The sequence below is a fragment of the Solirubrobacter ginsenosidimutans genome (assembly GCF_027587205.1).
In genome coordinates, this window is sequence record NZ_JAPDOD010000009.1 from 55,281 (window position 1) to 80,598 (window position 25,318).

Sequence of the window (25,318 nt, forward strand, 5' to 3'; positions counted from 1 at the left end):
CGCGGCGATCGACACCGTAGGAAGCGCCGGCTTCCGAGCCGGTCCTTGCTCCATCTGTTCCACCCTCCGAACCTCCGAACCCGGCGGTGTTGTATCTCAACCGGCAAACCCGGCGCAAGGGGGGCAACCCGAACCACTGGGGACGCGTAGTGGTCTGACACCCCTTACAGCGAAACTCACTAAACCGGTTTTTCGCTCTGGGCGGCGGTTTCTGCGCCCTCTATTTGCCGATCGACGGAAACGTAGGACAGCCGTCAGTACATACGTCCAGTCTTGGCCGCGGGACGATAGGTCCTGACCAGGAGGTCAGTAAGGGGTGCCGCACCTGAACTGACGGCGTCCGCCCGATGTCGCACGGCTGTCTCAGCCCGAGACTGGACCACATGATGCGAACGGGTTCAGGCCTCATCGACGCCGAATACGCCTTCACCCGCGCCCGCCGCGCGAGCCGCCGCGCCGCGCTGGCGCGAGCGTTGCACCTGGGCAGCGTGGAGCGCAGGCTGGCCGTCTATTGCAGCTCGGGCCGGCCGCGCCGCGCGGGGCAGCATGGCCTGCGTGAGATCCCGCTCGCGGCGATCGCGGGAACCCTCGAGCCGACCCGCGCCGCGCAGTTCGACGGCGCCTTCCGGCCGGTGACCCGGTCCGCCCGCCGGCGCTGGGAGCGCATCTGGCTGGCCGAGGACCACGGCACGATCCTGCCCCCGATCTCGGTCGTGCCCGTGGGCGAGCACTCCTTCGCCGTCGTGGACGGCCACCATCGCGTCTCGGTCGCCCACGCTCGCGGCGCGGTCGCGATCGACGCGACGGTCGACGCCCGCTGAACGCCTGCCGCCGAGCGCGGCGTAGGCTTCGGCACGTGCACGAGGACTTCGGCTCCCACGCCGGCCGTGAGCCGGACCCGGCCGAACGCGGCTACCGCCTCGACGTCCTGCTCGACGGCGTCACCGAGGCCGCCGCCCTCGCGCTCATGCACCGGATCGCCGACCTGCTGATCGAAGCGGGTCTGGCCGCGCCGGAGGACGGAGACGCCCGGGCGATCGTCGGCCTGCACCCGCACACGTGGACCCCGGAGCTCGCCGATGCGGTGCACCTCGTGATCCCGCGCGCGGTCCCGCAGTCGCCGGACCTCGGCGCGAACTACAGCCCGAACTAGGTCTGCAGTAGCGCCAGCACGCCGCTGGGCGACGAGTGCGCCTGGGCCAGCATGGCCGTCTGAGCGCTCGCCAGCAGCTCGCCGGCGGTCAAGAGCGGGGCGTCCGTCGGCTCGAACGCGCCTGCGAGCGCACGCGACGTGAAGAGCGCCTGGTCGGCACGGCCGGCCGGATTGGCCACCGGCTTGCTCGGCTGGGAGGTCTGCTTGGAGAGATTGAGATTGCCCGTGCTCGCGGCTTGGGCCGGCACGTTTGAGATCAATGACATGGGATTCCTTTCCTCTCCTCGATGTATCGGCGCGGACAATCTCGTCGCGATACCCCTGGACAGGTGTCCGATTCGGTCTATTTCGACAGGCGTTCGTACAGCTCGCGCTCCTGCTCGTGCCGCAGGCGCAGGCGCTCCATAAAATCGGCGTCCTTGCGACGCGCCTCGATGTGGGCGTCGATGGCGTCTCGGACGGCGTCCGTCATCGACTTGTCCTCCGCTCGCGCGACCATCTCCAGCATGGCCGCCCGTTCGTCATCCAGGCGCAGCGTCATGTTCTTGGCCATGTTGAACTCCTACGGGCGCGGTTCGTTGGTACCAACCATGGTAGACGCCAAGGGCCCGATACGTAAACCTGAACTGATGCATGATGGCTCGGTATCGAGACACCGCGACACAATGGCGTCACGATGCATCGAGTCGAACTCGCAGACTTCCTCCTGATCGCGGAAGCCCATGCGGGCATCGCCGCCCGGGACCTCGCGCGCATGCCGCGAGTCATGCAGATCGCCCAAGCCGCGCTTGCAGCGCCGTTCAGCGGCTTCGGCGCCGTCGAGTTCTTCCCGTCACTCGGCGAGAAGGCAGCCGTCTACGCGTTCCGGATCATCACGTACCACCCACTTCCAGACGGCAACAAGCGGGCGGGTTACGACGTCATGCGCGAGTTCATCGAACGAAATGGTGCGGTCTTCACGCACCCGCCCGGCGGGCTCGCCGACACGGCGCAGATGATCGAAGACGTCGCCGCCGGCGTGGCGTCGGAGGCGACGTTCACCGCCTGGGTCCTCGAACGCCTCGAGCCACCCGCGCCTTAACGACGAAACCCTGCTCGGAGGCAGGGCGTTCGTTAGTACCGCTACGGGGATTCGAACCCCGGTTTCCGCCGTGAGAGGGCGGCGTCCTAGTCCCCTAGACGATAGCGGCAGGGACCACTGCGCCCAGCGTAGCAACGGGCGCAGAGAGTGCGGCTGAGAGGACTCGAACCTCCACGGGCGTAAAGCCCACAGGCACCTGAAGCCTGCGTGTATACCAATTTCACCACAGCCGCCAGCTGCGAGGCCGCAAGGATAGCGCGGCGGTGCGGTCAGCGGGTGCGTTGCACGGCGACGATCGCGATGTCGTCGCGGGCGATGCCTTCGGGGGGCCGGAGAGCGGCGAGCAGATGGGCCGGCAGCGCGGCGAGCTCGACGCCGGCGGACGCGGCCTCGGCGAGGCGGCGGAGGCTTGCGTCGATCGCTTCCGAGCGGCGCTCCACCAAGCCGTCGGTGTAGAGGACGAGGCGGGCGCCCCGCTCGAGCCGGTCCGTCGCGCCACCCGCCTTCGGGTCGTAGGCGATCAGCGGCGTGGAGGCGCCGGCGGTGAGGAATCGAACCGCGCCGCCAGGATCGATCAGCGCCGGCGGGAGGTGGCCGGCGGTCGCGTAGCGCAGCGCCCCGGTCGCGGGATCGAGCAGCACGATCACGACCGTGGCCATGTGCCCGGCACGCTGGGCGAGACGATCGAGGACGCGCAGGGCGTCGCTGGGTTCCGCGCCCGCGAGGATCGCGGCCCGGAGGCCGCCGCGCAGCTCGCCCATCAGCGCCGCGGCGGGGATGCCCTTGCCGGCGACGTCGCCGATCGCCAGCGCCAGCTCGCCCGATTCGAGCTCCAGCGCGTCGTACCAGTCGCCGCCGACGTGGCCGGTCGCGGGCTCGAAGTGCGCGACCAGCTCGATGCCCTCGACCGAGGGCAGGCGATCGGGGAGCAGCGCGCGCTGCAGCGTCTCGGCGATCCCGCGCTCGCGCTCGAGCAGCTCCGCGACGCGGCGCTCGCCCGCCTCGGCGGCGGCGCGCTGGCGCACGAGCTCGCGATGGGTGCCGACGAGCTCGTCGTTGAGCTCGAGCACTTTCTCGACGAGACGCTCCTGCTCGTCGACGACCGGCTCCCCCACGACCAGCACCTCGTCACCGGCGGCGGCGATCCAGAGCCGGCGATCGGTCGCGGGCCGCCCCGTCTCGCTCGCGAAGCCGAACGTCCCCGACCGCCAGCTGTCGCTCGCGGTGGCGAGGCGGCGCTGCAGCGCGGCGTGCTGCGACGGCTCGATCAGGTCCGCGAACGGCCGGCCGGCGCTCCCGCCGAGCCGCTCCAGCGCGGGGTTGGCGCGCCGGATCAGGCCATCGGCGTCCAATGCCGCGGCCAGCACCGCCACCGACCGCCACGTCCACGAGTCGATCGAGATGCCGATCACTTAGAAACGGGTCGCAAGCTGGCCGGCGAACGCGGCGGCGTCGGCAGCGAAGAGGTCGGCGCCGGTCTCGAGTGCGCGCGTCGCGTCGCCCGCGAACGCCTGGCCGCCGACGGCGATCACCGGCGGGGGCTCGAGCGCCCGCAGCACCCGCACCGCGTTGACGAGCTCCGGCACGCGCGCGGGCAGCGCGGCCGAGAGCGCGACGACGTCGACGGCCTGCGCACGGGCCAGGTCCGCCACCGCCGCGGACGGCGACAGGGCGCCGACGAAGAGCACGTCCCACCCGTCGGCGTCGAGGAAGTCGGCGATCATCCGCACGCCGATCGAGTGCAGTTCGCCGTCGGCGCACGCGATCAGCACTTTGCGTCCGCGCCGGGTGCCGCCCACGAAGCGCTCGGCGAGCCGCGCCATCAGGCTCTGGGTCGTGGCGGTCGCCAGGTGCTCCTGCGCGACCGAGATCTCCGCCTCCTCCCAGCGGTGCCCGATCTCATAGAGCGCCGGCTGCAGGACGTCGAGGTAGAGGGAGCGCACGTCGGCGTCGGAGTCCTCGACGAGCCGGACGGCGGCGGCCTGATCGCCCGCGACGAGCGCATCGACGTACCGCTGCCGCAGCTCGACCATGCCCGAAGGCTACGCCTACAGATCTTTACCTCACACTTGCACTTCTTAACGACAATGCCTCTCGCAAGGCACTGACCACGCCGTCCCGGAGGTTTGCCCGTGGCCATCGCCGATCCTCGACTCCACACCGAAGCGCCCACGCAGGAAACCGGCACGATCCCTCGGGTCCCCGAGCGAGAGCGCCGCAGAGCATCAGTGACCATGCCGCGCCTCTCACCGGGGCGCTACCTCGCGATCGAGGATGGGTCCGACGTCGTCCTGCTCCCGCTGGACGCCGACCTGATGCACATCGGGCGCAGCCCTTCCTCGGAGATCGTGCTCGACGACGCGTCCGTTTCCCGCCGCCACGCGCTGATCGCGCGTCGCGGTGATCGCACCGTGATCCTCGACGACCGCAGCCGCAACGGGGTGCACGTCAACGGGGTCCGGGTCAGCGAAGCCGACCTGCAGGACGGCGACGTCGTCGTCTGCGGGCACATCACGCTGCGCTTCGTCGAACGAGCGGAGTAGACGACCCGACGGACGGGGGGTTTCGGACCGCCCCGTCCAGATTTCTCATAAACTGCGTGGCAAATGCCGCGTGCCGACCACACCCGCGTCGTCTTCCTGTCGCTGGTGCTGGCCGGCATCGTGTTCGCGCTGTCGCAGACGGTGGTCTCCCCCGCGCTGCCGGAGATCCAGCACCAGTACGGCGCGGACGCGGCATCGGCGGCGTGGATCCTCACGGGATACCTGCTGGCGGCGTCGGTCGCGACGCCGATCGTCGGCAAGCTCGGCGACCTGTTCGGCCGCGGCAAGGTGCTGACGATCGTGCTGCTCGTCTTCGCGGCCGGCAGCGCCGTGTGCGCGCTGGCGCCGTCGCTCGGCGTGCTCGTCATCGGGCGTGTGATCCAGGGCGTCGGCGGCGGGATCTTCCCGCTCGCGTTCGGGATCATCCGCGAGACGTTCCCGCCGGACCGCGTCGCGACCGCGATCGGAGGGATCAGCGCCACGTTCGGGATCGGCGGCGGCGTCGGGCTCGTGATCGCGGGCCTGATCGTGTCCGCGCTGGACGCGTCCTGGCTCTTCTGGCTCGGCCTGATGGCGCTGCCCGCCGCGTTCGCGATCTGGCGCTTCGTCCCGCAGGAGGAGACGCGGCCGGGCGCGCGCGTGGACTGGGCCGGCGCCGCGCTGCTGTCGGTCGCGCTCGCCGCGTTGCTGTACGGGCTGAGCAAGGCCAACGAGTGGGGCTGGGGCTCGCCGCGGGTGCTGGCGCTGTCGCTCGGCGGCCTCGCGCTCGCGGGCTTCTGGGGCTGGTTCGAGACGAAGGTCGACCAGCCGCTGGTCGACATGCGCGTCCTGCGCAGGCGGCCGGTGCTGATGACGAACGTCACCGCGGTGCTGGTCGGCTTCTCGATGTTCGCGTCGTTCCTGCTGATCCCGCAGCTCGCCCAGACCAACACGAAGTTCGGCTACGGCTTCAGCGCGTCGGTCACGGGCGCGGGCCTGCTGATGCTGCCGAGCACGCTGGTGATGCTCGTGGCGGGCCCGTTCGCGGGGCGGCTGGCGACGCGCGCGAACTCGCGGCTGCCGCTCGTCATCGGGACGTTCTCGGGCATGCTCGCCTTTGTCGTCTACGCGCTGTTTCACGGCAGCGAGTGGGAGATCTGCGTCGGCGGCGCGCTGCTGGGCGTCGGCATCGGGTTCTCCTTCGCGTCGATGGCGAACCTGATCGTCGAGGCGGTCCCGCGCGACGAGGTCGGCGTCGCCACGGGGATCAACACGATCATGCGCTCGCTCGGCGGCGCGCTGGGCGCGCAGCTGGTGGCCAGCCTGCTGACGGCCAAGACGATCGCCGGCACCGAGATCCCCTCCGAGGCCGCCTACACCGACGCGTTCATCGTCGCCGCGGTCGCCGCGGGGCTCGCGGTCGTCGCCGCGCTGGCGATCCCGCAGACGCGGCGCCCGCAGCCGCAGCCGGTCCCCGCTCCGGTCGCTGCCTAGGCACTGCATTGGTACCGTGAGGCGATGCGCCGTATCGCCGTTCTCGCCTGCCTCGCGCTGCTCGCCGGCTGCGGGTCAGACGACTCTTCGTCGTCTCCCGCCAAGCCAGCGCTGACCGTTTCGGCCGCCGCGTCGTTGAAGAACGCGGTCACCGACTACGGCAAGGGCTTCAGCGCCGCCACCGTGCGCCCGTCGTTCGCGGGCTCGGACGAGCTCGCCGCCCAGATCCGCCAGGGCGTCAAGCCCGACGTCTTCGCCTCGGCCAACACGAAGCTCCCCGACCAGCTGTACGCCGAGGGGCTCGTCGAGAAGCCGGTCGTGTTCGCCTCCAACCAGCTGGTGCTGGCGGTGCCGCCCGACAGCTCGATCAAGGGACTCGCGGACCTCGCGAAGCCGGGCACGACGATCGCGATGGGCTCGCCGTCGGTGCCGGTCGGCTCGTACACGCGCAAGGTGCTCGACGGGCTGCCGGCGGACCAGAAGAAGGCGATCCTCGCCAATGTGCGCTCCAACGAGCCCGACGTCGGGGGCGTGGTCGGCAAGGTCGCCCAGGGCGCGGTCGACGCGGGCTTCGTCTACGTGACCGACGTCGAGGCGACCGACGGGAAGCTGAAGGCGATCGACCTGCCGGAGGACCTCAAGCCGCAGGTCGCCTACGGCGTGGCGGTGGTCAAGGGCGCCAAGCATCCGGAGCAGGCGCAGCAGTTCGTCGACGGGCTGCTGGACGGGGCGGGACAGCAGGCGCTGCAGCGCGCTGGTTTCCTTCCCCCTCCGTGAACTGGTTCTCCGCGCTGCTGGGTCTCGCGCTGGCCGTCGTGCTGGCGTTCCTCGTGCTGCCGGTGGTCGCGATCTTCGCCGACGTCGGCCCGCGCGAGCTGCTGTCCTCGCTGGATGACCCGGGCGCGACCGAGGCGTTGTGGCTCTCGCTGCGTACATCACTGGCCGCCGTCGCGTTGATCGTGGTCGTGGGCACGCCCGCCGCGTGGTTCCTGGCGACGCGGGTGTTTCGCGGGCGCGAGCTCGTGATCACGCTGATCGAGCTGCCGCTGGTGCTGCCGCCGGCGGTGGCGGGGATCGCGCTCCTGGCCTCGGTCGGCCCGCGCGGACTGCTGGCGCCGCTGGGCGTGTCGTTCACGCTCTCGACCGCGGCGGTCGTGGTGGCGCTGACGTTCGTGGCGGCGCCGTTCTACCTGCGCCAGGCGCAGTCGGCGTTCGCGGCGCTGGACCGGTCGTGGCTGGACGCGTCGCGGACCTTGGGGGCGAGCGAGGCGCGGACGCTGGCGCGGGTCGCGATCCCGGCAGCGCTGCCGGGGTTGTCGGCGGGGCTGGCGCTGGCGTGGGGACGCGCCTTGGGGGAGTTCGGCGCGACGCTGATGTTCGCGGGGTCCTTCGCGGGCGTGACGCAGACCGTGCCGCTCGCGATCTACGAGCGCTTCTCGACGGACTTCACGGGTGCGCTGGGTCTGTCCGCGGTGCTGGTGTGCGTCTCGGCGGGGCTCCTGCTGGCGGTCAAGTTCGCGTTCCGTGCTGCGGCTTGAGATCGGGGCGGCGCGGGCGTCGCTGGACGTCGCGCTGACGGTCGGCGACGGCGAGTGCGTCGCGCTGGCGGGTCCGTCGGGGGCGGGGAAGACGACCGTGCTGCAGACCGTGGCGGGGCTCTTCCGGCCGCAGCGCGGCGTGGTCGCGTGCGGCTCTTCGGTGTGGCTGGACACGGCAGCGGGCGTGTTCGTGGCGCCCGAGCGGCGGCGCTGCGGGTACGTCTTCCAGGACTACGCGCTCTTCCCGCATCTGAGCGCGTGGCGCAACGTCGCCTACGGGATCTCCGGCGACGAGCGGCGCACGCGGGCGCACGCGTATCTGGAGCGGTTCGGGTTGGAGGCGCGCGCGGACGCCAAGCCGGCGGAGCTGTCCGGCGGCGAGCGCCAGCGGGTGGCGCTCGCACGGGCGCTGGCGCGCGGCCCGGAGGTCCTGCTGCTCGACGAGCCGCTCTCGGCGCTTGACCCGCGCACCCGCGCGGCGGCGGCGCGAGAGCTGCTCGCCGTGTTGCACGAGACGGGCGTCCCGTCGCTCTTGGTCACGCACGACTTCGCCGAGGCGGCGCAGTTCGGCGACCGCGTCGGCGTGCTCGACGGCGGCTCGGTGGTGCAGCTCGGCACGGCCGCCGAGTTGTCGGCGCGGCCCGCTTCGGCGTTCGTGGCCGACTTCACCGGGGCGGTCGTCCTGACCGGCGTGGCGTCGGCCGGCCGGGACGGACTGACGTCGGTCGCGCTTGACGGCGGTGGCACGATCGTCAGCACCGACGCGGCGAGCGGCCCGGTCGGTGCGAGCCTCTACCCGTGGGAGGTCGTGCTGGAGGCGGGCAGCGCGCCCTCCTCCGCGCAGAATCATCTGGTGGCCGAGGTCGTCTCGATCACCGAGATCGGCGGGCGGGCGCGGGTCGGGCTGCTGGCGGGACAGCCGCTCGTGGCCGAGGTCACCGTCGCGTCGGTGCGCGCGCTCGCGCTCAGCCCTGGGGTGCGGGTGACGGCGACGTGGAAGGCCGCGGCGACGCGCTTGACGCCACGCTGAGCTCGACCGCCCGCTCGGCGTGCAGGCGGGTGGTGTCGAAGACCGGGACGGGCGAGTCTTGTGCTCCGACGAGCAGGTCGATCTCCGTGCAGCCGAGCAGGATGCCCTGGGCGCCGTCGGCGGCCAGCGCGCGCATGATCCGTCGGTACTCGTCGCGCGAGGCGTCCTTGACGATCCCGAGGCAGAGTTCCTCGTAGATGACGTCGTGGACGATCCTGCGGTCCTTCGCGTCCGGGACCGTGACCTCGAGCCCGTGCTCGCGCAGGCGACCGACGTAGAACTCCTGCTCCATCGTGTACGCGGTGGCGAGCAGGCCGACGCGGGTGAGTCCGGCGTTCTTGACCGCCTGCGCCGTGGTGTCGGCGATGTGGACGAACGGGATGTCGATCGCGGCGGTGATCTGCGGGGCGAGCTTGTGCATCGTGTTGGTGCACAGCACGAGCAGCTCGGCGCCGGCGTTTTGCAGCGCCTGCGCCTCGGTCGCGAGCCGCTCGCCCGCCTCGTCCCAGCGGTCCTCGCGCTGCAGCACCTCGATCTCGGCGAAGTCCACGCTGCGCAGCAGACAGTCGGCGGAATGCAGACCGCCCAGGCGGTCCGCGACGAGCTCGTTGACGAGCCGGTAGTACTCGCTCGTCGACTCCCAGCTCATGCCTCCGAGGAGCCCGATTCGCAGCATTGCGAAGATCATGATCGAAAGTCCGCTCAGGGGGTACTCACCTTCGCGCGATGCGCGCGATCATCCCCTTTCTGGTAGCCGCGTTCCTGGTGAGCGCGACGCCGGCGTCCGCCGACTCGGTGACGCTCTTCAACGAAGCCGGGACGCCCTTGGGGCAGGGCCGCATGACCGTGTTCGACGGCGCCGCGGGCGACCGGATCGAGAACATCACGCCCGACGGCGGCCTCACCGTCACCGCGCAGAACAGCGCGACCTTCGAGGGCATGACGCTGCGCTTCACCGGCCCGACGGGCGTGCTCGAGCAGGGGTCGTTCCCGGACGCGCAGGACTACGACAAGCGCCAGGCCGACCACGCCGGCATCCGCGTCGGGCCGCCGCTGTATGACTCGACGCCCTGCGACCGCTACCGCGGCAGCTTCGAGGTCCGCGACCTGCGCCGCGACGGGCTCGGGAAGATCACGCGCGCGTGGATCGTCTTCGAGCAGCACTGCGAGTCGGGGCCGACGTCCTACTTCGGCGAGCTGCGGATCGGGATGCCGGCGTCGGGGACCGGGCCGCAGACGCTGCCGGCGCTCGTGCGCTGGCCCGAGGCGGAGGCGGGCGGGCGCGGGCTCGCGGTGCCGGTCCGCGTACATCCGAGCGCCGCGATCGCCGACGTGCGGGTGATCGGGGAGGACTTCGCCGTGGAGAACGACGGCTGCACCGGGAAGGTGGACGCGTGTGACGTGAAGGTGCGGGCGCTGCCGTCGGCTGCGGGAACGCAGGTTGCGGCGCTGCGGGTGACGGACGTCGCGGGTGGGAGCACGGACGTGCCGCTGCAGGTCTTCGCGCACGGTGGCACGACCGGCTTCACGCTCGACAGCGAGCCCGGCGAGTTCGTCGGCGACGGGCAGCATTGGCAATACGGGCCCGAGGACGACATCCGCCTGAGCGGGTCGCTCGAGTCCGGCCTGAACATGCGGATCGGCGAGGTCCCGGACGGCAACGCGGGCTGGACGTTCCAGATCGGCCCGGGCGACGGCGACCTGCTCGTGCCGGGCAAGACCTACGGGCCGGTCACGAACTACTCGTCCCCCGGTCCGCGCTTCGAGTTCTACGGCCACGGCCGTGGCTGCGGCGATTGGCTGGGGTCGTTCACGGTGCATGAGATCGCGTTCGACGGCCACGACGTGACGCGGGCGCGGATCTCGTTCGAGGTCCACTGCTTCATCGATCCGGACTACGACCTGCGCGGGACTTTGTCGTGGCACTCGGGTGAGACGACGCCGCCTGCGCCGTGGATGGTCCCGTCTGTGTCGGGTGAGCCCGCTCCCCCACCGGGCGTGTCCGCGACGGTCACGGTCTTCGGCGAGGCGGGTGCGACGGGGTCGCGGGGCGTGCGCAACGTGTACGACGTCGCGGCGGGCGACCGGATCACGGCCACCAGCGAGGAGCCGGGCGTGCTCAAGCTGCAGGCGTCCGGCGGGAACTACGGCACGCCGACGCGGATCTGGCTCGTCGGCTCGTCGACGAACATGGACTTCAATCCGGGCGTCGTGTACCGGGGCGCGACGGACGTCCAGAAGCGCGTCGACGGACTCGCTTCGATGGACGTCGACGCGGGCGTGTGGTGCGACCGGCTGACCGGGAGCTTCGAGGTGCGCGAGTTCGAGCGCGCCGACGACGGGACCGTCCTGCGCGCGTGGATCCTCTTCGAGCAGCGCTGCCTGTACAACGAGCCGGCGGTGACGGGCGAGATCCGGATCGGCGCGCCGGCGGTCATTGGGCCGCGCGTCGTGCCGACGCTGCTGCGGTGGGCGCGCGAGGAGGTCGGCGGCGGCGGGGTCGCGCAGCCGGTCTCGGTGTGGTCCGGCGCCGGGGTCGCCGGTGTCGCGCTGGCCGGCGCCGATGCCGATCAGTTCACGATCCGGCGCGATGACTGCACCGGCGTGGCGGCCGTGCGGGGCGAGCCGTGCGTCGTGTGGGTGCGGCCGTCGACGGCGCGGGCGGGTGTGTTGCGGGCCACGCTGCGCGTGACAGATGTCTCGGGCGCGGTCACGTCGCTCCCGCTCGAGGCCTTCGACCACGGCGGGACGACCGAGTACAAGATGGTCAGCCAGCCGGGCGAGTGGATCGGCCGCGGGCAGACGTACGCCTACGACGCCCGCTCCGACCTCGTGGTCGAGGGCACGCCGTCGCATCTGGAGGGCTACATCCGCGGCGAGAACGGCGACGATTGGACGTTCGACCTCGCCCCTCCCGCCGGCGGCGCCCTGACGGTGGGCACCTACCCGAACGCCCTCTCCTACCGGGTCAACGGCGACAAGCCGGGAATGGACGTCAGCGGCAACGGTCACAGCTGCTTCGGCGACGTCACCGGCTCCTTCACGATCCACGAGCTCGAGATCGTCGGCAACGAGGTGACCCGCTTCAAGTTCACGTACGAGATGCACTGCAAGGGCGCGACGCCCTCGTTGACGGGAACGTTCGCCCTGCGCGCGAACGACCCGACCCCGCTCGCGCCCTGGATGGTGCCGACGCCGCCGCAGGTGGTGCCGACGCCGACCGCGACGGCGACGAGCACTGCGACTGCGACGCCGTCGGCGACCGCGACCGCGACCGCCACGGCGACGGCGACAGCGACGCCGACGTCAACCGCCACGGTGACGGCGACAGCAGCGGCCACAGCCACGCCGACGTCAACTGCCACGGCGACGGCGACACCAACGACCACAGCCACGCCGACGTCGACTGCCACGGCGACGGCGACTGCCACGGCGACGGCGACGCCCACCGCGACCGCGACACCAACGGCCACCGCAACGGCAACCGCCACGGCGACACCAACGGCCACCGTGACCGCCACGGCGACGCCTACCGCGACCGCGACGCCAACGGCCACCGCGACGGCGACGCCCGTCGCCACTGCCACGGCCACCGCGACCGCGCCGCCCTCGCCGTTCGCCAAGGTCGGGCCGCCGGAACCTACGGTCAAGACGCGGGCTCGGACCGCGACGGCGGACGCCGTCGCGCGGTGCGTGGCCGGTGGAAAGGCGCTCGCGAAGGCGCGAGCGTCGCGCCGCCGCGCCGTCGCCGCGCGGCTCGCCCGCGCCGTCAAGGCCTGCCGCGACGCGGTCTCCGCCCTACCCGCCTCGAGCGAACGGACCGCGGCCCTCGGCGCGCTCAAGCGTCAGACGATCGCGATCCGGACGATGCGCCAGCGCCGGCCGGGCGCGGCGGCGCTGCGAAGGGCGCGGGCGCAACTCGCCTCCGCGGCGCGCACGCTCGCGCGCTGATTCGCCGGGGGTGCGTAACACGGAGTTCCCGTCAGGAACTTCTCGTTCCGCACCCCCGGTCGAGTCAGCGGCCGACGGCCGGGAAGACCGGCTGGATGGCCGGCGGCGCGACCCGCACGCGCGCGTCGACTACCGCCGCTCCGTCGGGGCCGGCCATGACCGGGTTGAGGTCGAGCTCGGCGATCGCCGGGTGGGCGTCGGCCAGTGCGCCGACGCGAACCGCGATGTCGGCCAGCGCGTCGACGTCCGCCCGCGCGCGCTGAAGCAGCGCGTGGGAGCGCAGGCCGCGGATCATCCCGTGCGCCTCCTCGTAGGCGAGCGGGGCGAGGCGCACCGCGACGTCCTCGAGCACCTCGGCCGTACCGCCGCCCGCGCCGCACGCGACGACGGGACCGAAGCGCTCATCCGCGAGCACGCCGACCAGCATCTCCACGCCTGCGCTGACCATCCGCTGGACGAGGAAGTCCTCGACCGGCGTCCCGGCGGCCTCCAGCCGCTGCGCGATCTCGGCCGCGCCGCGGCGCACCGCGGTCGGCCCGTTCAAACCGAGGCGCACCGCCCCGGCCTGGGCCTTGTGCACGACGCCGTGCGCGATGCCCTTCAACGCCACCGGCCCACCCAGCTCCGCGGCAGCCTTCGCGGCGGCCGCGACCGACCCGACGCGCCGCTGCTCGACCAGCCGGATCCCGTAGGCCGAAAGCAGCGCCGCGACCTCATCCGGCCGCAGCCACCCGCCCCCACGGGCGAGCGATCCGGCGAGGACCGCCGCGGCGGCGTCCGCGTCGACGTCGTCGAGTTGCGCGGGGATCGCGGTCGGCGTCGCGCGGAAGCGCCCGTACGCCGCGGCCCGCCCGAGCGCGCGGGCCGCCGCCTCCGGCGCGCGGAACGTCGGAACCTTGATCGCCGCCGCGCCGCCAGACCGACCGGCGGCGGCCACAGGCCGTGCCGCGGCGACGCCCGGCGCGGCCGCGGCCGCAGACGGATCAACGGCGCCTGCGCGGCGCGCCACGGTGGCGACGCCCGCGGCTCCCACCCCGCCCGCGCGGAGGTTCGTCGGGAGCGGGCCTGGGGTCATGAAGACGGCCAGCAGCGGCGTACCCGCCTCGTGCAGCGCCGGCGCGGCAGCGGCGAAGGCCGCGGCGGCCTCGTCGGCGCCGGTGGCGATGTGCTCGACGAAGATCGCGATCACCGCGTCCACCGCGGGGTCGGCGGCGACGAGCTCGACCGCGGCGCGGAACCCTGCGGGTGACTCGGCGGCGACCAGCTGGACCGGGCCCGCGACCACCGACGCCGGCGGCAGCACGGCCCGCAACGCGTCCTGAGTCGAGACGGAGAGCGAGGCGACGCCGAGCCCCGCGTCGACGCACGCGTCCGCGCACACCACGCCCGGCCCGCGGGCGTTGCAGACGATGCCGACGCACCCGCCTCGCGGGGTCGGCTGCTCGGCGAGCACCGCAGCCGCGTCGAGCAGGTCGTCCAACCCGTCGCAGCGGATCACGCCCGCGCTCGCGAACAGCGCGTCGACGGTGCTGTCGGAGGCCGCGATCAGCGCGCCGGTATGCGACGAGGCCGCCCGCGCGCCCGCGCTCGTCCGCCCCGCCTTGACCGCGAGGACCGGCTTCGCCCGCGCCACCCGCCGCGCCACGCGGCCGAACTTGCGCGGGTTGCCGAACGACTCCAGATACAGCGCGACGACCTGGGTCGCCGGGTCCTGCTCCCAGTACTGCAGGACGTCGTTGCTCGACAGGTCCGCCTTGTCCCCCAACGACACGAACGCGGAGAGGCCAATGCCACGGCGCGACATGCCGTCGATCGCGGCCGCCCCGAACGCGCCGCTCTGGGAGACGAACCCGACGTTGCCCGCGGGTACGTCCGCGCGCCCGAAGGTCCCGGTCAGAGCGACCAGCGGATCGGTGTTGACGACCCCCATCGAGTTCGGCCCCACGAGCCGCATCCCGGTCGACCGGCACGCCTCCAGCAGCTCGGCCAGCCGCGCCGCGCCCTCGGCGCCCGTCTCGGCGAACCCGGCCGTGATGACCACCAGCGCGGCAACGCCCGCCGCAGCGCATTCCCGCGCGACCCCGGGAACGGTCTCCGCCGGCACGGCGACGATCGCCAGGTCGACGAGACCGCCGACGTCCGCGACCGACGACGCCGCCCGCCGGGAGCCGATGAAGTCCGCATTCGGATTGACCGGGTAGAGCTCGCCGCGGAAGCCGTTGTCGAGCGCGTGCCGGAACGCCGCGCCGCCGAAGGAGTCCGCCCGCCGCGAGGCGCCGATCACGGCGACCGACCGCGGCCGCAGCACCCGCTCGACCGCCGCCACCGCGGCGACCCGGTCGCGATCCTCGAACCGGCGCCGCGCGTCGTCGCCCAGCTCGGTCGGGAACTCGAGCTCGATCCCGTCCGGCGACGCGCGCACGTGGACCGGGAAGCCGGACTCGCGGAAGACGCTGATCATCCGCCGGTTCTCGGGCAGAACCGTCGCGGTGAACGTCGTCACGCCGCGGGCGGAGGCGACCTGGGCGAGGTGGGCGATCAGGACGGTCGCGAGCCCGCGGCCCTGCATCTCGTCGGCGACCGCGAACGCGACCTCGGCCCGGCCGGGCCGCTCGAGCTCGAAGACCGCGTGGGCGACCACCCGCTCCTCCGCGCCGGTCGTGACGATCAGCCCGTAGCCCTCGGAGCGGTCGCCGCGCGCGGCCATCTCGGCCGCCTTGTCGAGGTTGACCCCGAGCGAGAAGAACCGCAGCCAGCGCGAGTTGTCCGACAGGCCGCCGAGGAACGTGCGCAGCGCGGGCGTGTCGGCGGGCGAGACCGGCCGGACGTGCGCGGTTGACCCGTCGCGCAGCGCGATGTGGACATCGGCGGCGACGGGCGCGCTCATCGAGCGTCGACTTGTTCGGGCACAGCACGATCAAGTTGACGTTCGCCGGTCACAGGACCGCCTCGAGGATCGGCGAGGCCCCGAAGCGCACCGGGTCCGTCGCGGGCAACCCCGTCTCGGCGACGGCGCGCGCGATCTCCGCCCGGGCCTCGTCGTCGCTCAGGCCGCGCGTGTTCAGCGCGATCGCGGTCACCCGCGCCGGCCGCACCCACCCGATCGCGCCCTCGTAGAGCGCGATCAGCTCCGTCAAAGACGGAATCGGCGTGGAGGGGTAGTCGTCGATGAACGTCGCGCCCGCCCGGTGGCAGAGCACGAGCGCGTCCGGCAGGCAGCCGTGCAGGAGCCCGAGCGTGACGCCCGAGTACGCGGGATGCCCCAGCGCGCCCTGCCCTTCGACGAACAGCAGCGGCGCCCGGCTCGCCCCCTCGTGCACCAGCCGCGAGGCGGCGCCGGAGATGAAGTCCGAGATCACGTGGTCGACCGCGATCCCCCACCCGGTGATCGCGATCCCGGTCTGCCCGGTGGCGACGAACGCAGACGACAACCCGCGAGCGCGGGCCGCCGCGTCGAGCTCGAGCGTCACGGACATCTTGCCGATCGCGCAGTCGGAGCCGACGGTGTGCACCACCCGCGCGTCCGGCCGGTCGGCCGGCGGGACGCTCAGCCCCGCCGGAGCGGCCCGCAGATCACGCAGCTCGACGCCTGCCGCGGCCGCCGCCGCCGAGAGCTCCGGGTCGTCGGACAGCACCGTGTGCAGCCCCGCCTCGACGCTCAGCCCGGCGCCGATCGCCTCCAAGAGCGCCGCCCGCCACTCCTGCGTCAACGCACCACCGAACGGCGCCACGCCGATGACCAGTACGTTCGATCCCAGCTTTACGGCTTCCGCGACGCTGCCCACGATCGGCACCGCGCGGCGTGCGTAGGGCACGACGTCGCTCGCGACCGCGCCCGCCGAGGTGTCGTCGACGACCGCGACGACCTCACGCGTCCCGTAGCGCAGGATGCCGTGGGCGGTCTTGGCGTGGGAGTCCGCGAAGACGCCGCCGGTGAACAGCGCGAGCCGGTCAGCCACGGGCCGGCTCCACGCCGAGGCCGGGGCCGTCGGAGAGCACCAGCCGGCCGTCCTTCAGGCCGAGCCCGGTGAACGGCGCGTTGGAGATCAGCAGGTGCCCGTCGAGGTCGATGTAGTCGGCCAGCGAGCCGAGCTGCGCGGCCTGCGCGATGCCCAGCTCCGACTCGATCATGCACCCGAACATCACCTTCAGCTGCAACGCCCGCGCGGCGTGGACCATGCGCAGCGCCTCACGAATCCCGCCGCATTTGGCCAGCTTGATGACGATCCCGTCCGCATACCCCGCGATCGGGGCGACCGAGCCGAGATCGCGGCAGCCCTCGTCGATCAGCACCGGCAGGCGCGGCGAGAGCTCGCCGTAGGCGTGGAAGCTGTCGAGGTCGGCGGCCGGGAACGGCTGCTCGACGAACTCGACTCCCAGCGAGATCAGCTCCGGCGTGAGCTCGCGGGCGGTCTCGAGGTCCCAGCCCTCGTTGCCGTCGATCCGCAGCCGGGCGCTCGTCTCGGCCCGGACCGCACGCAGGCGCTCCACGTCCCCGGGCCCGCCGACCTTGATCTTCAGCACCGCGTAGCCGGTCGCACGCCGCGTCTTGTCCGCGGTGCCCTCGACCGAGTCGATCCCGATCGTGTACGAGGTCGGCGGCGTCACGCGGTCGGTGCCCAACACCCGCCACGTCGGCTGCCCGAGGCGCTTGCCGAGCCAGTCGTGGACAATGCCGTCGAGCGCCATCTTCGCCCCCTGCGGACCGTCCCACGCGGCGACGCGGCGCAGGATCGCCTCTCCCGCGAACAGGTCGTCGCCCAGCAGCTCCAGGCCCTCGGCCTCGAGCGCGGCGGCGATGCCCTCGGGCGTCTCACCCCAATAGTCGACCGGCGCGCCCTCCCCGCGGGCGACGATGTCGTCGTGACGCAGCTCGGCGACGACCACGGTCTCCTCGTCCGCCGCCCCGCGGGCGATCTGGAACGTCTCGCGCAGCGTCAGGACCTGCGTGGTCGCCAAAAGTTCCTTGCCTATGGTCGGCATGCGCGTATGCTCGCATCTGGACGTTCCCGAGGAGGCCCCGTGAAGGGCACCACCACCCTGGAGCTGCCCCGGCAGGAGGGCTCCGTGGGTATCGCCAGGCTGATCGTGACCGCGCACGGCTCGTCGCTTGCGAGCGAACAGCTCAAGAACGCGAACGTCATCGTCTCCGAGTTGGTGAGCAACGCCTTCCGTCACGGCGACGGCCGCATCGAGTTGACCGTCGAGTCGGGTCCGGACGGCGTCTGGGCCTCCGTGCACGACGAGGGAACCGGCACCATCGCGTCCCCCGACCCGCGCCCGGCGCGCGGCGGCTGGGGGCTCTACTTCGTCGAGCGCCTCTCAGACGCGTGGGGCGTGACCGAACATGATTCGCGCGTCTGGTTTCGGGTGAACGCCGTAGCCTCGCCTGGGTGAGAGCCGCTTTCCTCGGTCTGCTCGCGGCGTTCGTCACTGCCGCGCCGGCCATCGCTGCGCCACCACTGACGCCGAGCACCGTGGGTGAACCGCCCCAACGGCGGCGGCGTGCTGCGGTTCCCGCAGGCCGTTGCCTACGGCCCGGGCGGGCAGACGGTGATCGTCGGCGACGAGTACAGCGCGCGGATCTCGGTCTTCGGCGCGGCCGGGGACTTCCGGTTCGCGTTCGGCTCGCGGGCCGCGCGGCGCGAGGACGGGCGCCTCGGCGTCGTCGGGGGCGTTGCGACCGACCGTGCCGGCAACGTGTTCGTCCTCGACTCCGAGCACGACCGGATCCAGGTCTTCGACGCCGCCGGTCACCACCGCGCGAGCTTCGGCGACAACACGGTCTTCTCCCTGCTCGACGCCGATCCCGAGGCGGCCGGCGGGATCAGCGCGGGTGGGATCGCGGTGGCGCCAGGGGTCGTCTACGTCGCCGACCCGTCGCGCGACCGGATCGTGCGCATCCCGTTCGACGCCGCGTCGAACACGTTCGGCGTACCCACCTTCAGCACGGTCGACCTCGCGGCGCCGCAGGGCGTCGCGCTCGATCCCGCCAACACGGCCCTCTACGTGGCCGACGACGTCCACGACCGCGTCGTCGTGCTCGACCCGGTGACGCTCGCGCTGCGCGCGCAGGTGGGAAGCCACGGCAGTGGCCCGGGCCAGTTCGATGCGCCCTACGACGTCGCCGTCGACGCCACCCGCCGGCTCTACGTCGCCGACAACCTCAACGGGCGCGTCGACGTGTTCAGCGCCGACAGCCTCGCCTGGCTCGGCTTCATCGGGCGCGACGGCCGCGGCCTGCCGCCCGAGATGACGATCGTGCGCGCCGTGGGCGGGATCGCCGACGATCCCGGTGGCGGGATCGCGATCGCCGACACCGCCAACAACCGCGTCCAGACGTACGGCCCGGCGGGCAACGTCCTCGCCGCCTGGGGCATTCAAGGACGCGGCCCTGGCTATTTCACCCGCCCGCGCGGCGTGGCGGTCGCGCCCGGTGGCGGCGTCACCGTCGCCGACACGTTCGACCACCGCGTGGTCAGGATGGGTGCCGACGGCGCCTACGAGAGCCAGGTCGGCCTCGTCAGCGGCGGGACCGGTTACACCTACGGCGGCGGCGCGGACGGGCAGCTCTCGCTTCCGCGCGGGGTGGCTTACGACGCCGCCGGGACCCTGTGGATCGCCGACACCGGGAACGACCGCGTGCTCGCGGTCGACGCCGCCGGCGCGATCGTCAGGACGATCGGCGGGCTCGACGAGCCGCAGGCGGTCGCCGCGGGGCCCGACGGCAGCGTGCTCGTCGCCGACACCGGGCACGGCGACGTGATCGAGGTCGACGGGCCCGCGCTCACGAGGCACAGCGGCTTCACGCGGCCGATCGCGCTGGCGTTCGACGGCACCGACGTCTTCGTGGCCGACGCCGCCGGGGTGCGCACGCTCGCGGGCACGTCCGTCGCGGCGCCGGGTGGCGGCGCGTGGGACACGGTGACCGGTATCGCCGCGAGCTCCGGCGTCCTTGCCGTCGCAGAGCGCCGGCCGGGCACGGCGAACGGGGCGCGCGTGGTGCGGCGCGATGCCGGTGGATGGAACACGATCGCCGCCGAAGGCACTGGCGACGGCGACGTGATCGAGCCTGCCGGCCTGGCGCTGAGCGCGGATGCGCAGACGCTGTACGTCGCCGACGCGGGCAACAACCGGGTGCTGCGCTTCGACGCGCCCGGGGTCACGCCCCCGCGCCCGTCGTTGCTGAGGGTCGCGGTGGACGCGATCGCGCTCGGGCGGGTGACGAGCGACCGTCCCGGCATCGAGTGCCCGACGGACTGCTCGCAGCATTACGGCACGGGGACGACGGTGACGCTGACCGCGACGCCGGCCGCGGGGTTCGTCTTCGCCGGCTGGACCGGCGCCTGCGCGGGCACGGCGCCATGCGCCGTGCCGATGGGCGTCGACCAGGCCGTCGGGGCGTCGTTCGTCCCGGCGCCGCCGCTCACGCCGGTCGTCCCCCCGCCGCCCCCGCCTCGCCCGCCCGCGGTGCGGGTCAGCGGCCTGCGGGTGAGTCCGAAAGTCCTGCAGACGCGTTCGCGGGTGTCGTTGCGCTTGTCGCGCCCCGCGACCTTGACGGTGACGCTGCAGGTCGCTCGCGACGGCCGGCGGCGAGGCTCGCGCTGCGTCGCGCCGACCCGCGCGTTGCGCCACCGCGCCCGCTGCACCCGCTACGTGTCGCTGCGCGGTCACCGGACCCTCAAGGCGTCCGGCGCCTATGCGTTCACGCTCACCCGCCGCTTCGCCGGCCTGACGCTGAAGCCCGGCAAGTACCGCGTCGCGGTCACCGCGCTTGACGCGGCGGGCAACCGCGTCGGCCCGGCCACCGCGGCGTTCACGGTGCGCCGCCCGCGACGCGCGTGACCGTCCGCCCGATCGGCACGCACATCGGCGTCCCGGTGACCGGGTCCGGGATCACGCGCGACTTCAGGCCGAAGACCGCCTCGACGAGCTCCTCGTCGACGATCTCCCCCGGCGGCCCCGCCGCGTGCACCACCCCGTCGCGCAGCGCCACGAGCCGGTGCGCGTAGCGGCAGGCGTGGTTGAGGTCGTGCAGCACGATCCCGATCGTGCGACCGGCGGCGTTGAGGTCGGCGAGCAGGTCGAGGACCTCGAGCTGGTGGGCGAGATCGAGGTACGTCGTCGGCTCGTCGAGCAGCAGGATCGGCGTGTCCTGCGCGAGCGCCATCGCGATCCACACCCGCTGGCGCTGGCCGCCGGAAAGCCGGTCGAGCGGCCGCTCGCGCAGGTCGGCGATGCCCGTCGCGCTCAGCGCCCACTCGAAGCGGTCGCGGTCCTCGGCCGACGAGCGCCGCCCGAGCCGTTGATGCGGGAACCGCCCGCGCTGGACGAGATCGGCGACGGTCAGGCCCTCGGGCGGGACCGGGGACTGCGGGAGGAAGCCGAGCCGTCGCGCGACGTCGCGCGTCGGCAGCGACGTGATCTCCGCCCCGTCGAGCACCACCGCTCCCCCACTCGGCTTCAACAGCCGCGCGAACGCGCGCAGCAAGGTGGACTTGCCGGACGCGTTGGCACCGACGATCGCGGTGATCTGCCCGGCCGCCAGCGGCACGTCGACGCCGTGCAGGACCTCGCGGTCGCCGTAGCCGACGGTGAGGGTCGTCGCGCGGAGCGGCGTCCGGTCGCCGGCCGCGGCGGGCGTCGCCGCCGCGCCCGTCACGGCCACGTCGCGGCCGCCGTGCGGCGCTTCGCGCGCGCTCACGCCGTGCGGCTCCGCCAGAGCAGGATCGCCAAGTAGGGCGCGCCGATCATCGACACGACGAGGCCCGACGGGATCTCGGTGGGAGCGAGCACGGTGCGCCCGACGGTATCGGCGAGGCCGAGGAGCAGCGCGCCCAGCGCCATCGCCATCGGCAGCGAGCGGCGATGGTTCCCACCCGCCAGCAACCGCGCCGCGTGCGGCGCGAGCAGCCCGACGAAGGCGATCGCCCCGCAGACGGCGACCGCCGCCGCCCCCAGCGCCGCGCCCGCCGCCAGCAGCGCGCCGCGATTGACGCTCACCCGCATGCCCAGCGCGCGCGCCAACTCGTCGTCGAGCATCAGCACGTCGAGCCGCCGCACGGCGAACAGCGCGATCGGGATGAGGACCAGCGCGGGGACGAGCAACAGCCGGAAGTCGCTCCAGCCGGTGGCGTAGGTGGAGCCCGAGAGCCACGTGATCGCGGTCGCGGCCGCCGGCTGCGAGTGCAGGAGCATCAGCTCGGTGACCGCCGCGCAGGCCGCGGTCACCGCCAACCCGATCAGCGCGAGGCGCGCCGGCGAGGATCCGCCCGCCAACGCGAGCACGATCCCCATCGCCACCAGCGCGCCGAAGAACGCCGCGAACGGCAGCACCGGCGAAGGCGCGTCCGGGAACACCAGCAGCACGAGGAACGCGCCCACCGACGCGCCACCCACGACACCCGCGAGCTCCGGCCCCGCGAACGGGTTGCGCACCGCGGCCTGCAGCACGGTGCCCGACGCCGCCAGACACGCCCCACCCAACAGGGCCACACACAGCCGCGGAGCGCGCGAGTCCAGCGCGATCTCACCCAAGGGCGACCCGTGGCCGAACACCGACCGCACGACCTCCCCAGGCCCGATGCCGATCTCGCCCAAGCAGAGCGACCCCACGACCGCCACCGGCAGCAGGACCAGCGCCACGAGCGAGGCCCGCGGCCGCCAGCGGGCCGCGCTCGCCGCGCGATCCACCGCCAGGCCGCCCTCGCCCCGCAGCCGCCGCGCGACCACGACGAGCACCGGCGCGCCGATCAGCGCGCAGATCACCCCCGCGGGCGTCTCGGAATCGAGTCCGGTCAACGCGCGGCCCGCGACGTCCGCGCTCAGCAGGATCGCCGCGCCCCAGGGCAGCGCGATCGCGAGCATCCCGAGATGCCCGCGCGGCCGCGCCACCCGCGCCAGCCCGCCCGCCAGGATGCCGACGAACGCGATCGGCCCGCACAGCCCCACGGCGACCGCGGTCAGCACTGCGGCCAAGGTCACGCCCGCGACCTGCACGACGCCGGACCGCAGCCCGAGCCCGCGCGCGGTCTCCTCACCCAGCACCGCGACGTCCAACCAGCGCGACAGCGCGACCACGCCCACCCCCGCCGGCAGCCCGATCAGCGCGGCCGCCCGCACGGGTCCCCAGCCGGTCTGGAGCAGCGACCCCGCGCCCCAGAGGAACAGGCCGCTGGTCTCGGTCTCACGCGCCAGGCGCACCGCGCCCGAGGCGGCGGCCAAGGCCAGCCCCACCGCCATCCCCGCGAGGATCAGGCGTATTCCCCCGCCCCCGGCCGCCGCCATCGCGCCGATCAGCCCGGTGCCGACGGCCACGCCCACGAAGGCCACCGCGATCGTCGGCGCGCCCGGTGCCAGCGACGCATACGCCGCGACCAATGTGACCGCGAGCGCGCCGCCCGACGTCAGCCCGAGCGTCGCCGGCTCAGCCAGCGGATTGCGCGTGATCGCCTGCAGGACGACCGCCGCACACGCCAGCGACGCCCCCGCGATCACCCCCGCAAGCGCCCGCGGCAACCGCACGTCGAGGAAGAGCGCATCGCCCAGCGACGCGCCGCGATGGAAGATCGCCGCCCACACGTCGACGTCGCCGGCGCCCTGCCACACGTCGGCTAGCCCGGCGAGCAGCGCGAGCAGCAGGCCCGCGCCCGCGAACGCCGCCGCGCGGCGGCGCATCTACTTCAGCGCCGCCGTCAGACGATCGGCGAAGAGCATCGTCGAGCGCGGGCCGCCGAAGAGCCACGTGGTGCCGCCCAGCGTGCGGACACGCTTGGCCTTCACGACCGGCAACCGCTTGTAGGCCGTCTGCTTGGTGATGCCCGAGATCTGCTTGGCGAACTGCGGCGGGTAGACGAACGCGAGCCACCCGCTCACGCGCGAGAGACCCTCGAGCCCGATCGTCGTGAAGCCGTAGCGGGCGGTGCCGGCCCAGCCGTCGCGCAGGCCCAGCCGGCGCACGACGTCCGCGCTCTGCGAGTTCTGCGTGAACATCCGGATCGCGGGCGCGCTCGAGGTGCCGCCCGGCGTCGCCACCGCCACCGACTGGCCGGCCCGCCCGGCGCGCTTCACCGCCGCCTTGTCGCGCGCGAGCGTGTTGGAGAGGTCCTGCAGGACGCCTTCACCGCGTGAGCGCCGGCCCACGGCGTCCGCCAGCCGCCGGAAGTCGGTCACCATCGCGTCGAACTGCGTGCCGGACGCCGGGTACGGATGCGTGACCAGCACGGTGGCGATCTTCTTCAGCTGCGAGAGGTTCTTGGTCGAGCGGTAGTCGGGCACGACGATCAGGTCGGGCTTCAAAGCCGCGATCCGCTCCAGGGACGGCGACTGGCGCGACCCGATGTCCTTCATCCCGCGCGGCCGCGGCGCGGCGACCCAGGTGTCGTAGCCCTTCATGTCGGCCGCGCCCACGGGCGCCATGCCGAGCACGTGCAGGTTCTCGACGGTGTCCCACTCGATCGCGACGACGCGCTTGGCGGCGGCGTCCGCGCTCGCGACGGGCAGCAGGAACGCGGCGCAGAGCACCGCCGCAAGCACGCGCTTCACTTCAACCTCAGCTTCTTCGACACGGTCTTCGCGCCGTCGCCGGTGACCCTCACCGTCACGACCCGCGACTGCTTCTTCAACGCCTTCACGGTGCGGTTGGTCAGCGTGAACTTGAGCGTCTTGCGCGCGCCGGCCGCGAGCGAGTACGGCAGCTTGCGCGCCGCCCCGGTGACGCTCACGGTTCCCTTGCACGGCGCGTCGGCGCATGCGATCGCCACGCTCACCCGCTTGCCGGAGCGCACCAGCTTCGTCGTGCGCAGCACCACCACGGGCGACCGCAGCGCGGGCGGCGTGACGACGGGCACGCCGGGGTCGATCCCGACGGTCTCGAACGGTCCCGCCGCCGCCGGCGTGGGTGCGGACATCCCCTCGCCCGTGCCCGGCTGGCAGTCGATGTTGAGCTTCAGGCCGCCGCTGCCGATCATCGCGCTGATGAACGCGCTGCCGGCCGGCTGGATCAGTCCGCCGGTCGAGCCCGCCGGCACCGGCGGAAGCGTCCCCGCGGCGGCCTGCGTGAAGCCGACGGGCGTGGCGCCCGCCGTCCACGCGGAGTCCGGGATCGGCACGGTGACGTCGATCGGCGTCGAGGACTCATAGACGCCGGTGGCGTCCTCGGTGATCGTGGTGTGCACGACCGTCTCCAGCGCGAAGACCTGCACGCCCTGCGGCGTGGCCGGCGCGGCGATCGCGACCCATGCCTTCGCCTGGATCTCGTTGTCACCCGCCTTGAGGATCCCGAGGCCGTGCCCCGCCTGGGCGAGATAGTCCGGGAGCCGGACGTGAACCGAGGCCGCCGTCAGCGTGACGCCCGAGCCCGGCGCGACCGGCGACGGCGTCCCGGCCCCGGTGAGATCGACGGCGAGGTGCCGCCAGACCCCGTCGCTCCATTTGCACGAGTTCTGGGTCGTGAGCGTGCCGGCCAAGGCCGGTGAACTCGGGATGAGCACGAGGCTCGCCAAGAGTGCCGCGATCAGCTTCCAGCGCATATGTCAAGCAACCCTAACA

The 25,318-nt window shown here is 73.1% G+C and carries 23 protein-coding genes and 2 tRNA genes; 11 read left to right on the top strand and 14 right to left on the bottom strand.

The window, feature by feature from the left end; all coding sequences use genetic code 11:
• Positions 1-383 precede the first annotated feature (383 nt).
• Together OM076_RS12655 and OM076_RS12660 are read left to right on the top strand one after the other, a co-directional pair.
• Positions 384-821: a ParB N-terminal domain-containing protein gene (locus OM076_RS12655; protein WP_270040308.1), complete on the top strand. Its 438-nt coding sequence runs from the start codon at positions 384-386 to the stop codon at positions 819-821.
• A gap of 35 nt (positions 822-856) precedes the next feature.
• Positions 857-1,153 carry a hypothetical protein gene (locus tag OM076_RS12660; protein ID WP_270040309.1) on the top strand — a complete coding sequence of 99 codons (297 nt, stop codon included), beginning with the start codon at positions 857-859 and terminating at the stop codon, positions 1,151-1,153.
• On the opposite strand, the gene OM076_RS12665 is transcribed toward OM076_RS12660, so the two are convergent.
• A complete protein-coding gene (locus OM076_RS12665; RefSeq protein ID WP_270040310.1) occupies positions 1,150-1,419 on the bottom strand; it encodes a hypothetical protein in 270 nt (89 codons plus the stop codon). The genes OM076_RS12660 and OM076_RS12665 overlap by 4 nt on opposite strands.
• Before the next feature lie 77 nt (positions 1,420-1,496).
• On the bottom strand, positions 1,497-1,706 hold the full coding sequence (locus OM076_RS12670) for a hypothetical protein (RefSeq protein WP_270040311.1): 210 nt from the start codon (positions 1,704-1,706) through the stop codon (positions 1,497-1,499).
• 123 nt (positions 1,707-1,829) lie between these two features.
• Between OM076_RS12670 and OM076_RS12675 the strand changes: the two genes are divergently transcribed.
• On the top strand, positions 1,830-2,234 hold the full coding sequence (locus tag OM076_RS12675; RefSeq protein ID WP_270040312.1) for a type II toxin-antitoxin system death-on-curing family toxin: 405 nt from the start codon (positions 1,830-1,832) through the stop codon (positions 2,232-2,234).
• A 36-nt stretch (positions 2,235-2,270) separates the two neighbouring features.
• Here the strand turns inward: OM076_RS12675 and OM076_RS12680 are convergent.
• The 4 genes from OM076_RS12680 to OM076_RS12695 all read right to left on the bottom strand — a co-directional run bounded on the left by OM076_RS12680 (position 2,271) and on the right by OM076_RS12695 (position 4,267).
• Positions 2,271-2,343, bottom strand: a tRNA-Glu gene (locus tag OM076_RS12680).
• A 39-nt stretch (positions 2,344-2,382) separates the two neighbouring features.
• Positions 2,383-2,467 (bottom strand) — tRNA-Leu (locus OM076_RS12685).
• A gap of 36 nt (positions 2,468-2,503) precedes the next feature.
• Positions 2,504-3,646: a PP2C family protein-serine/threonine phosphatase gene (locus OM076_RS12690; RefSeq protein ID WP_270040314.1), complete on the bottom strand. Its 1,143-nt coding sequence runs from the start codon at positions 3,644-3,646 to the stop codon at positions 2,504-2,506.
• The gene (locus OM076_RS12695; protein ID WP_270040315.1) at positions 3,647-4,267 is read right to left on the bottom strand and encodes a cobalamin B12-binding domain-containing protein; all 621 of its coding nucleotides are present in this window, start codon (positions 4,265-4,267) and stop codon (positions 3,647-3,649) included. It abuts the gene before it with no gap.
• A 201-nt stretch (positions 4,268-4,468) separates the two neighbouring features.
• Here OM076_RS12695 and OM076_RS12700 point away from each other — a divergent pair, with 201 nt between their 5' ends.
• The 5 genes from OM076_RS12700 (at position 4,469) to OM076_RS12720 (ending at position 8,818) form a co-directional block, all read left to right on the top strand.
• Positions 4,469-4,777, top strand: coding sequence for an FHA domain-containing protein (locus tag OM076_RS12700; RefSeq protein ID WP_270040317.1), 309 nt, complete (start codon positions 4,469-4,471; stop codon positions 4,775-4,777).
• Between the two features lie 63 nt (positions 4,778-4,840).
• Positions 4,841-6,250: an MFS transporter gene (locus OM076_RS12705; protein WP_270040319.1), complete on the top strand. Its 1,410-nt coding sequence runs from the start codon at positions 4,841-4,843 to the stop codon at positions 6,248-6,250.
• Between the two features lie 24 nt (positions 6,251-6,274).
• Positions 6,275-7,027 carry a molybdate ABC transporter substrate-binding protein gene (modA, locus tag OM076_RS12710; protein WP_270040320.1) on the top strand — a complete coding sequence of 251 codons (753 nt, stop codon included), beginning with the start codon at positions 6,275-6,277 and terminating at the stop codon, positions 7,025-7,027.
• Complete coding sequence (locus OM076_RS12715; protein WP_270040322.1) at positions 7,024-7,788, top strand: ABC transporter permease; 765 nt, start codon at positions 7,024-7,026, stop codon at positions 7,786-7,788. Before modA ends, OM076_RS12715 begins: the two co-directional genes overlap by 4 nt.
• The gene (locus OM076_RS12720; protein WP_270040324.1) at positions 7,775-8,818 is read left to right on the top strand and encodes an ABC transporter ATP-binding protein; all 1,044 of its coding nucleotides are present in this window, start codon (positions 7,775-7,777) and stop codon (positions 8,816-8,818) included. Before OM076_RS12715 ends, OM076_RS12720 begins: the two co-directional genes overlap by 14 nt.
• Here the strand turns inward: OM076_RS12720 and OM076_RS12725 are convergent.
• Positions 8,754-9,494: an aspartate/glutamate racemase family protein gene (locus OM076_RS12725; protein WP_270040326.1), complete on the bottom strand. Its 741-nt coding sequence runs from the start codon at positions 9,492-9,494 to the stop codon at positions 8,754-8,756. The genes OM076_RS12720 and OM076_RS12725 overlap by 65 nt on opposite strands.
• A 50-nt stretch (positions 9,495-9,544) precedes the next feature.
• On the opposite strand from OM076_RS12725, the gene OM076_RS12730 reads away from it, so the two are divergent.
• Positions 9,545-12,769, top strand: a complete 3,225-nt coding sequence (locus tag OM076_RS12730) for a hypothetical protein (protein ID WP_270040327.1) — start codon at positions 9,545-9,547, stop codon at positions 12,767-12,769.
• Between the two features lie 64 nt (positions 12,770-12,833).
• On the opposite strand, the gene OM076_RS12735 is transcribed toward OM076_RS12730, so the two are convergent.
• The 3 genes from OM076_RS12735 to OM076_RS12745 are packed head-to-tail and all read right to left on the bottom strand — an operon-like array spanning position 12,834 to position 17,752.
• Positions 12,834-15,656, bottom strand: a complete 2,823-nt coding sequence (locus OM076_RS12735; RefSeq protein ID WP_270040329.1) for a bifunctional acetate--CoA ligase family protein/GNAT family N-acetyltransferase — start codon at positions 15,654-15,656, stop codon at positions 12,834-12,836.
• Positions 15,657-15,705: 49 nt separating this feature from the next.
• Positions 15,706-16,728 carry an N-acetyltransferase DgcN family protein gene (locus tag OM076_RS12740; RefSeq protein ID WP_270040330.1) on the bottom strand — a complete coding sequence of 341 codons (1,023 nt, stop codon included), beginning with the start codon at positions 16,726-16,728 and terminating at the stop codon, positions 15,706-15,708.
• Positions 16,721-17,752: a dipeptide epimerase gene (locus OM076_RS12745; protein ID WP_270040332.1), complete on the bottom strand. Its 1,032-nt coding sequence runs from the start codon at positions 17,750-17,752 to the stop codon at positions 16,721-16,723. Before OM076_RS12745 ends, OM076_RS12740 begins: the two co-directional genes overlap by 8 nt.
• Before the next feature lie 39 nt (positions 17,753-17,791).
• On the opposite strand from OM076_RS12745, the gene OM076_RS12750 reads away from it, so the two are divergent.
• Positions 17,792-18,166 (top strand): ATP-binding protein, encoded by a 375-nt coding sequence (locus OM076_RS12750; RefSeq protein ID WP_270040334.1) that lies wholly within the window; start codon positions 17,792-17,794, stop codon positions 18,164-18,166.
• An 84-nt stretch (positions 18,167-18,250) separates the two neighbouring features.
• On the top strand, positions 18,251-20,614 hold the full coding sequence (locus OM076_RS46015) for an NHL repeat-containing protein (RefSeq protein WP_270040336.1): 2,364 nt from the start codon (positions 18,251-18,253) through the stop codon (positions 20,612-20,614).
• Here the strand turns inward: OM076_RS46015 and OM076_RS12760 are convergent.
• The 4 genes from OM076_RS12760 to OM076_RS12775 are packed head-to-tail and all read right to left on the bottom strand — an operon-like array spanning position 20,586 to position 25,299.
• On the bottom strand, positions 20,586-21,473 hold the full coding sequence (locus tag OM076_RS12760) for an ABC transporter ATP-binding protein (RefSeq protein ID WP_270040338.1): 888 nt from the start codon (positions 21,471-21,473) through the stop codon (positions 20,586-20,588). The two genes, OM076_RS46015 and OM076_RS12760, sit on opposite strands and share 29 nt — an antisense overlap.
• Positions 21,470-23,446, bottom strand: a complete 1,977-nt coding sequence (locus OM076_RS12765) for an iron ABC transporter permease (RefSeq protein WP_270040339.1) — start codon at positions 23,444-23,446, stop codon at positions 21,470-21,472. Before OM076_RS12765 ends, OM076_RS12760 begins: the two co-directional genes overlap by 4 nt.
• On the bottom strand, positions 23,447-24,313 hold the full coding sequence (locus tag OM076_RS12770) for an ABC transporter substrate-binding protein (RefSeq protein ID WP_270040340.1): 867 nt from the start codon (positions 24,311-24,313) through the stop codon (positions 23,447-23,449).
• Complete coding sequence (locus OM076_RS12775; RefSeq protein ID WP_270040341.1) at positions 24,310-25,299, bottom strand: hypothetical protein; 990 nt, start codon at positions 25,297-25,299, stop codon at positions 24,310-24,312. Before OM076_RS12775 ends, OM076_RS12770 begins: the two co-directional genes overlap by 4 nt.
• Positions 25,300-25,318 lie beyond the last annotated feature (19 nt).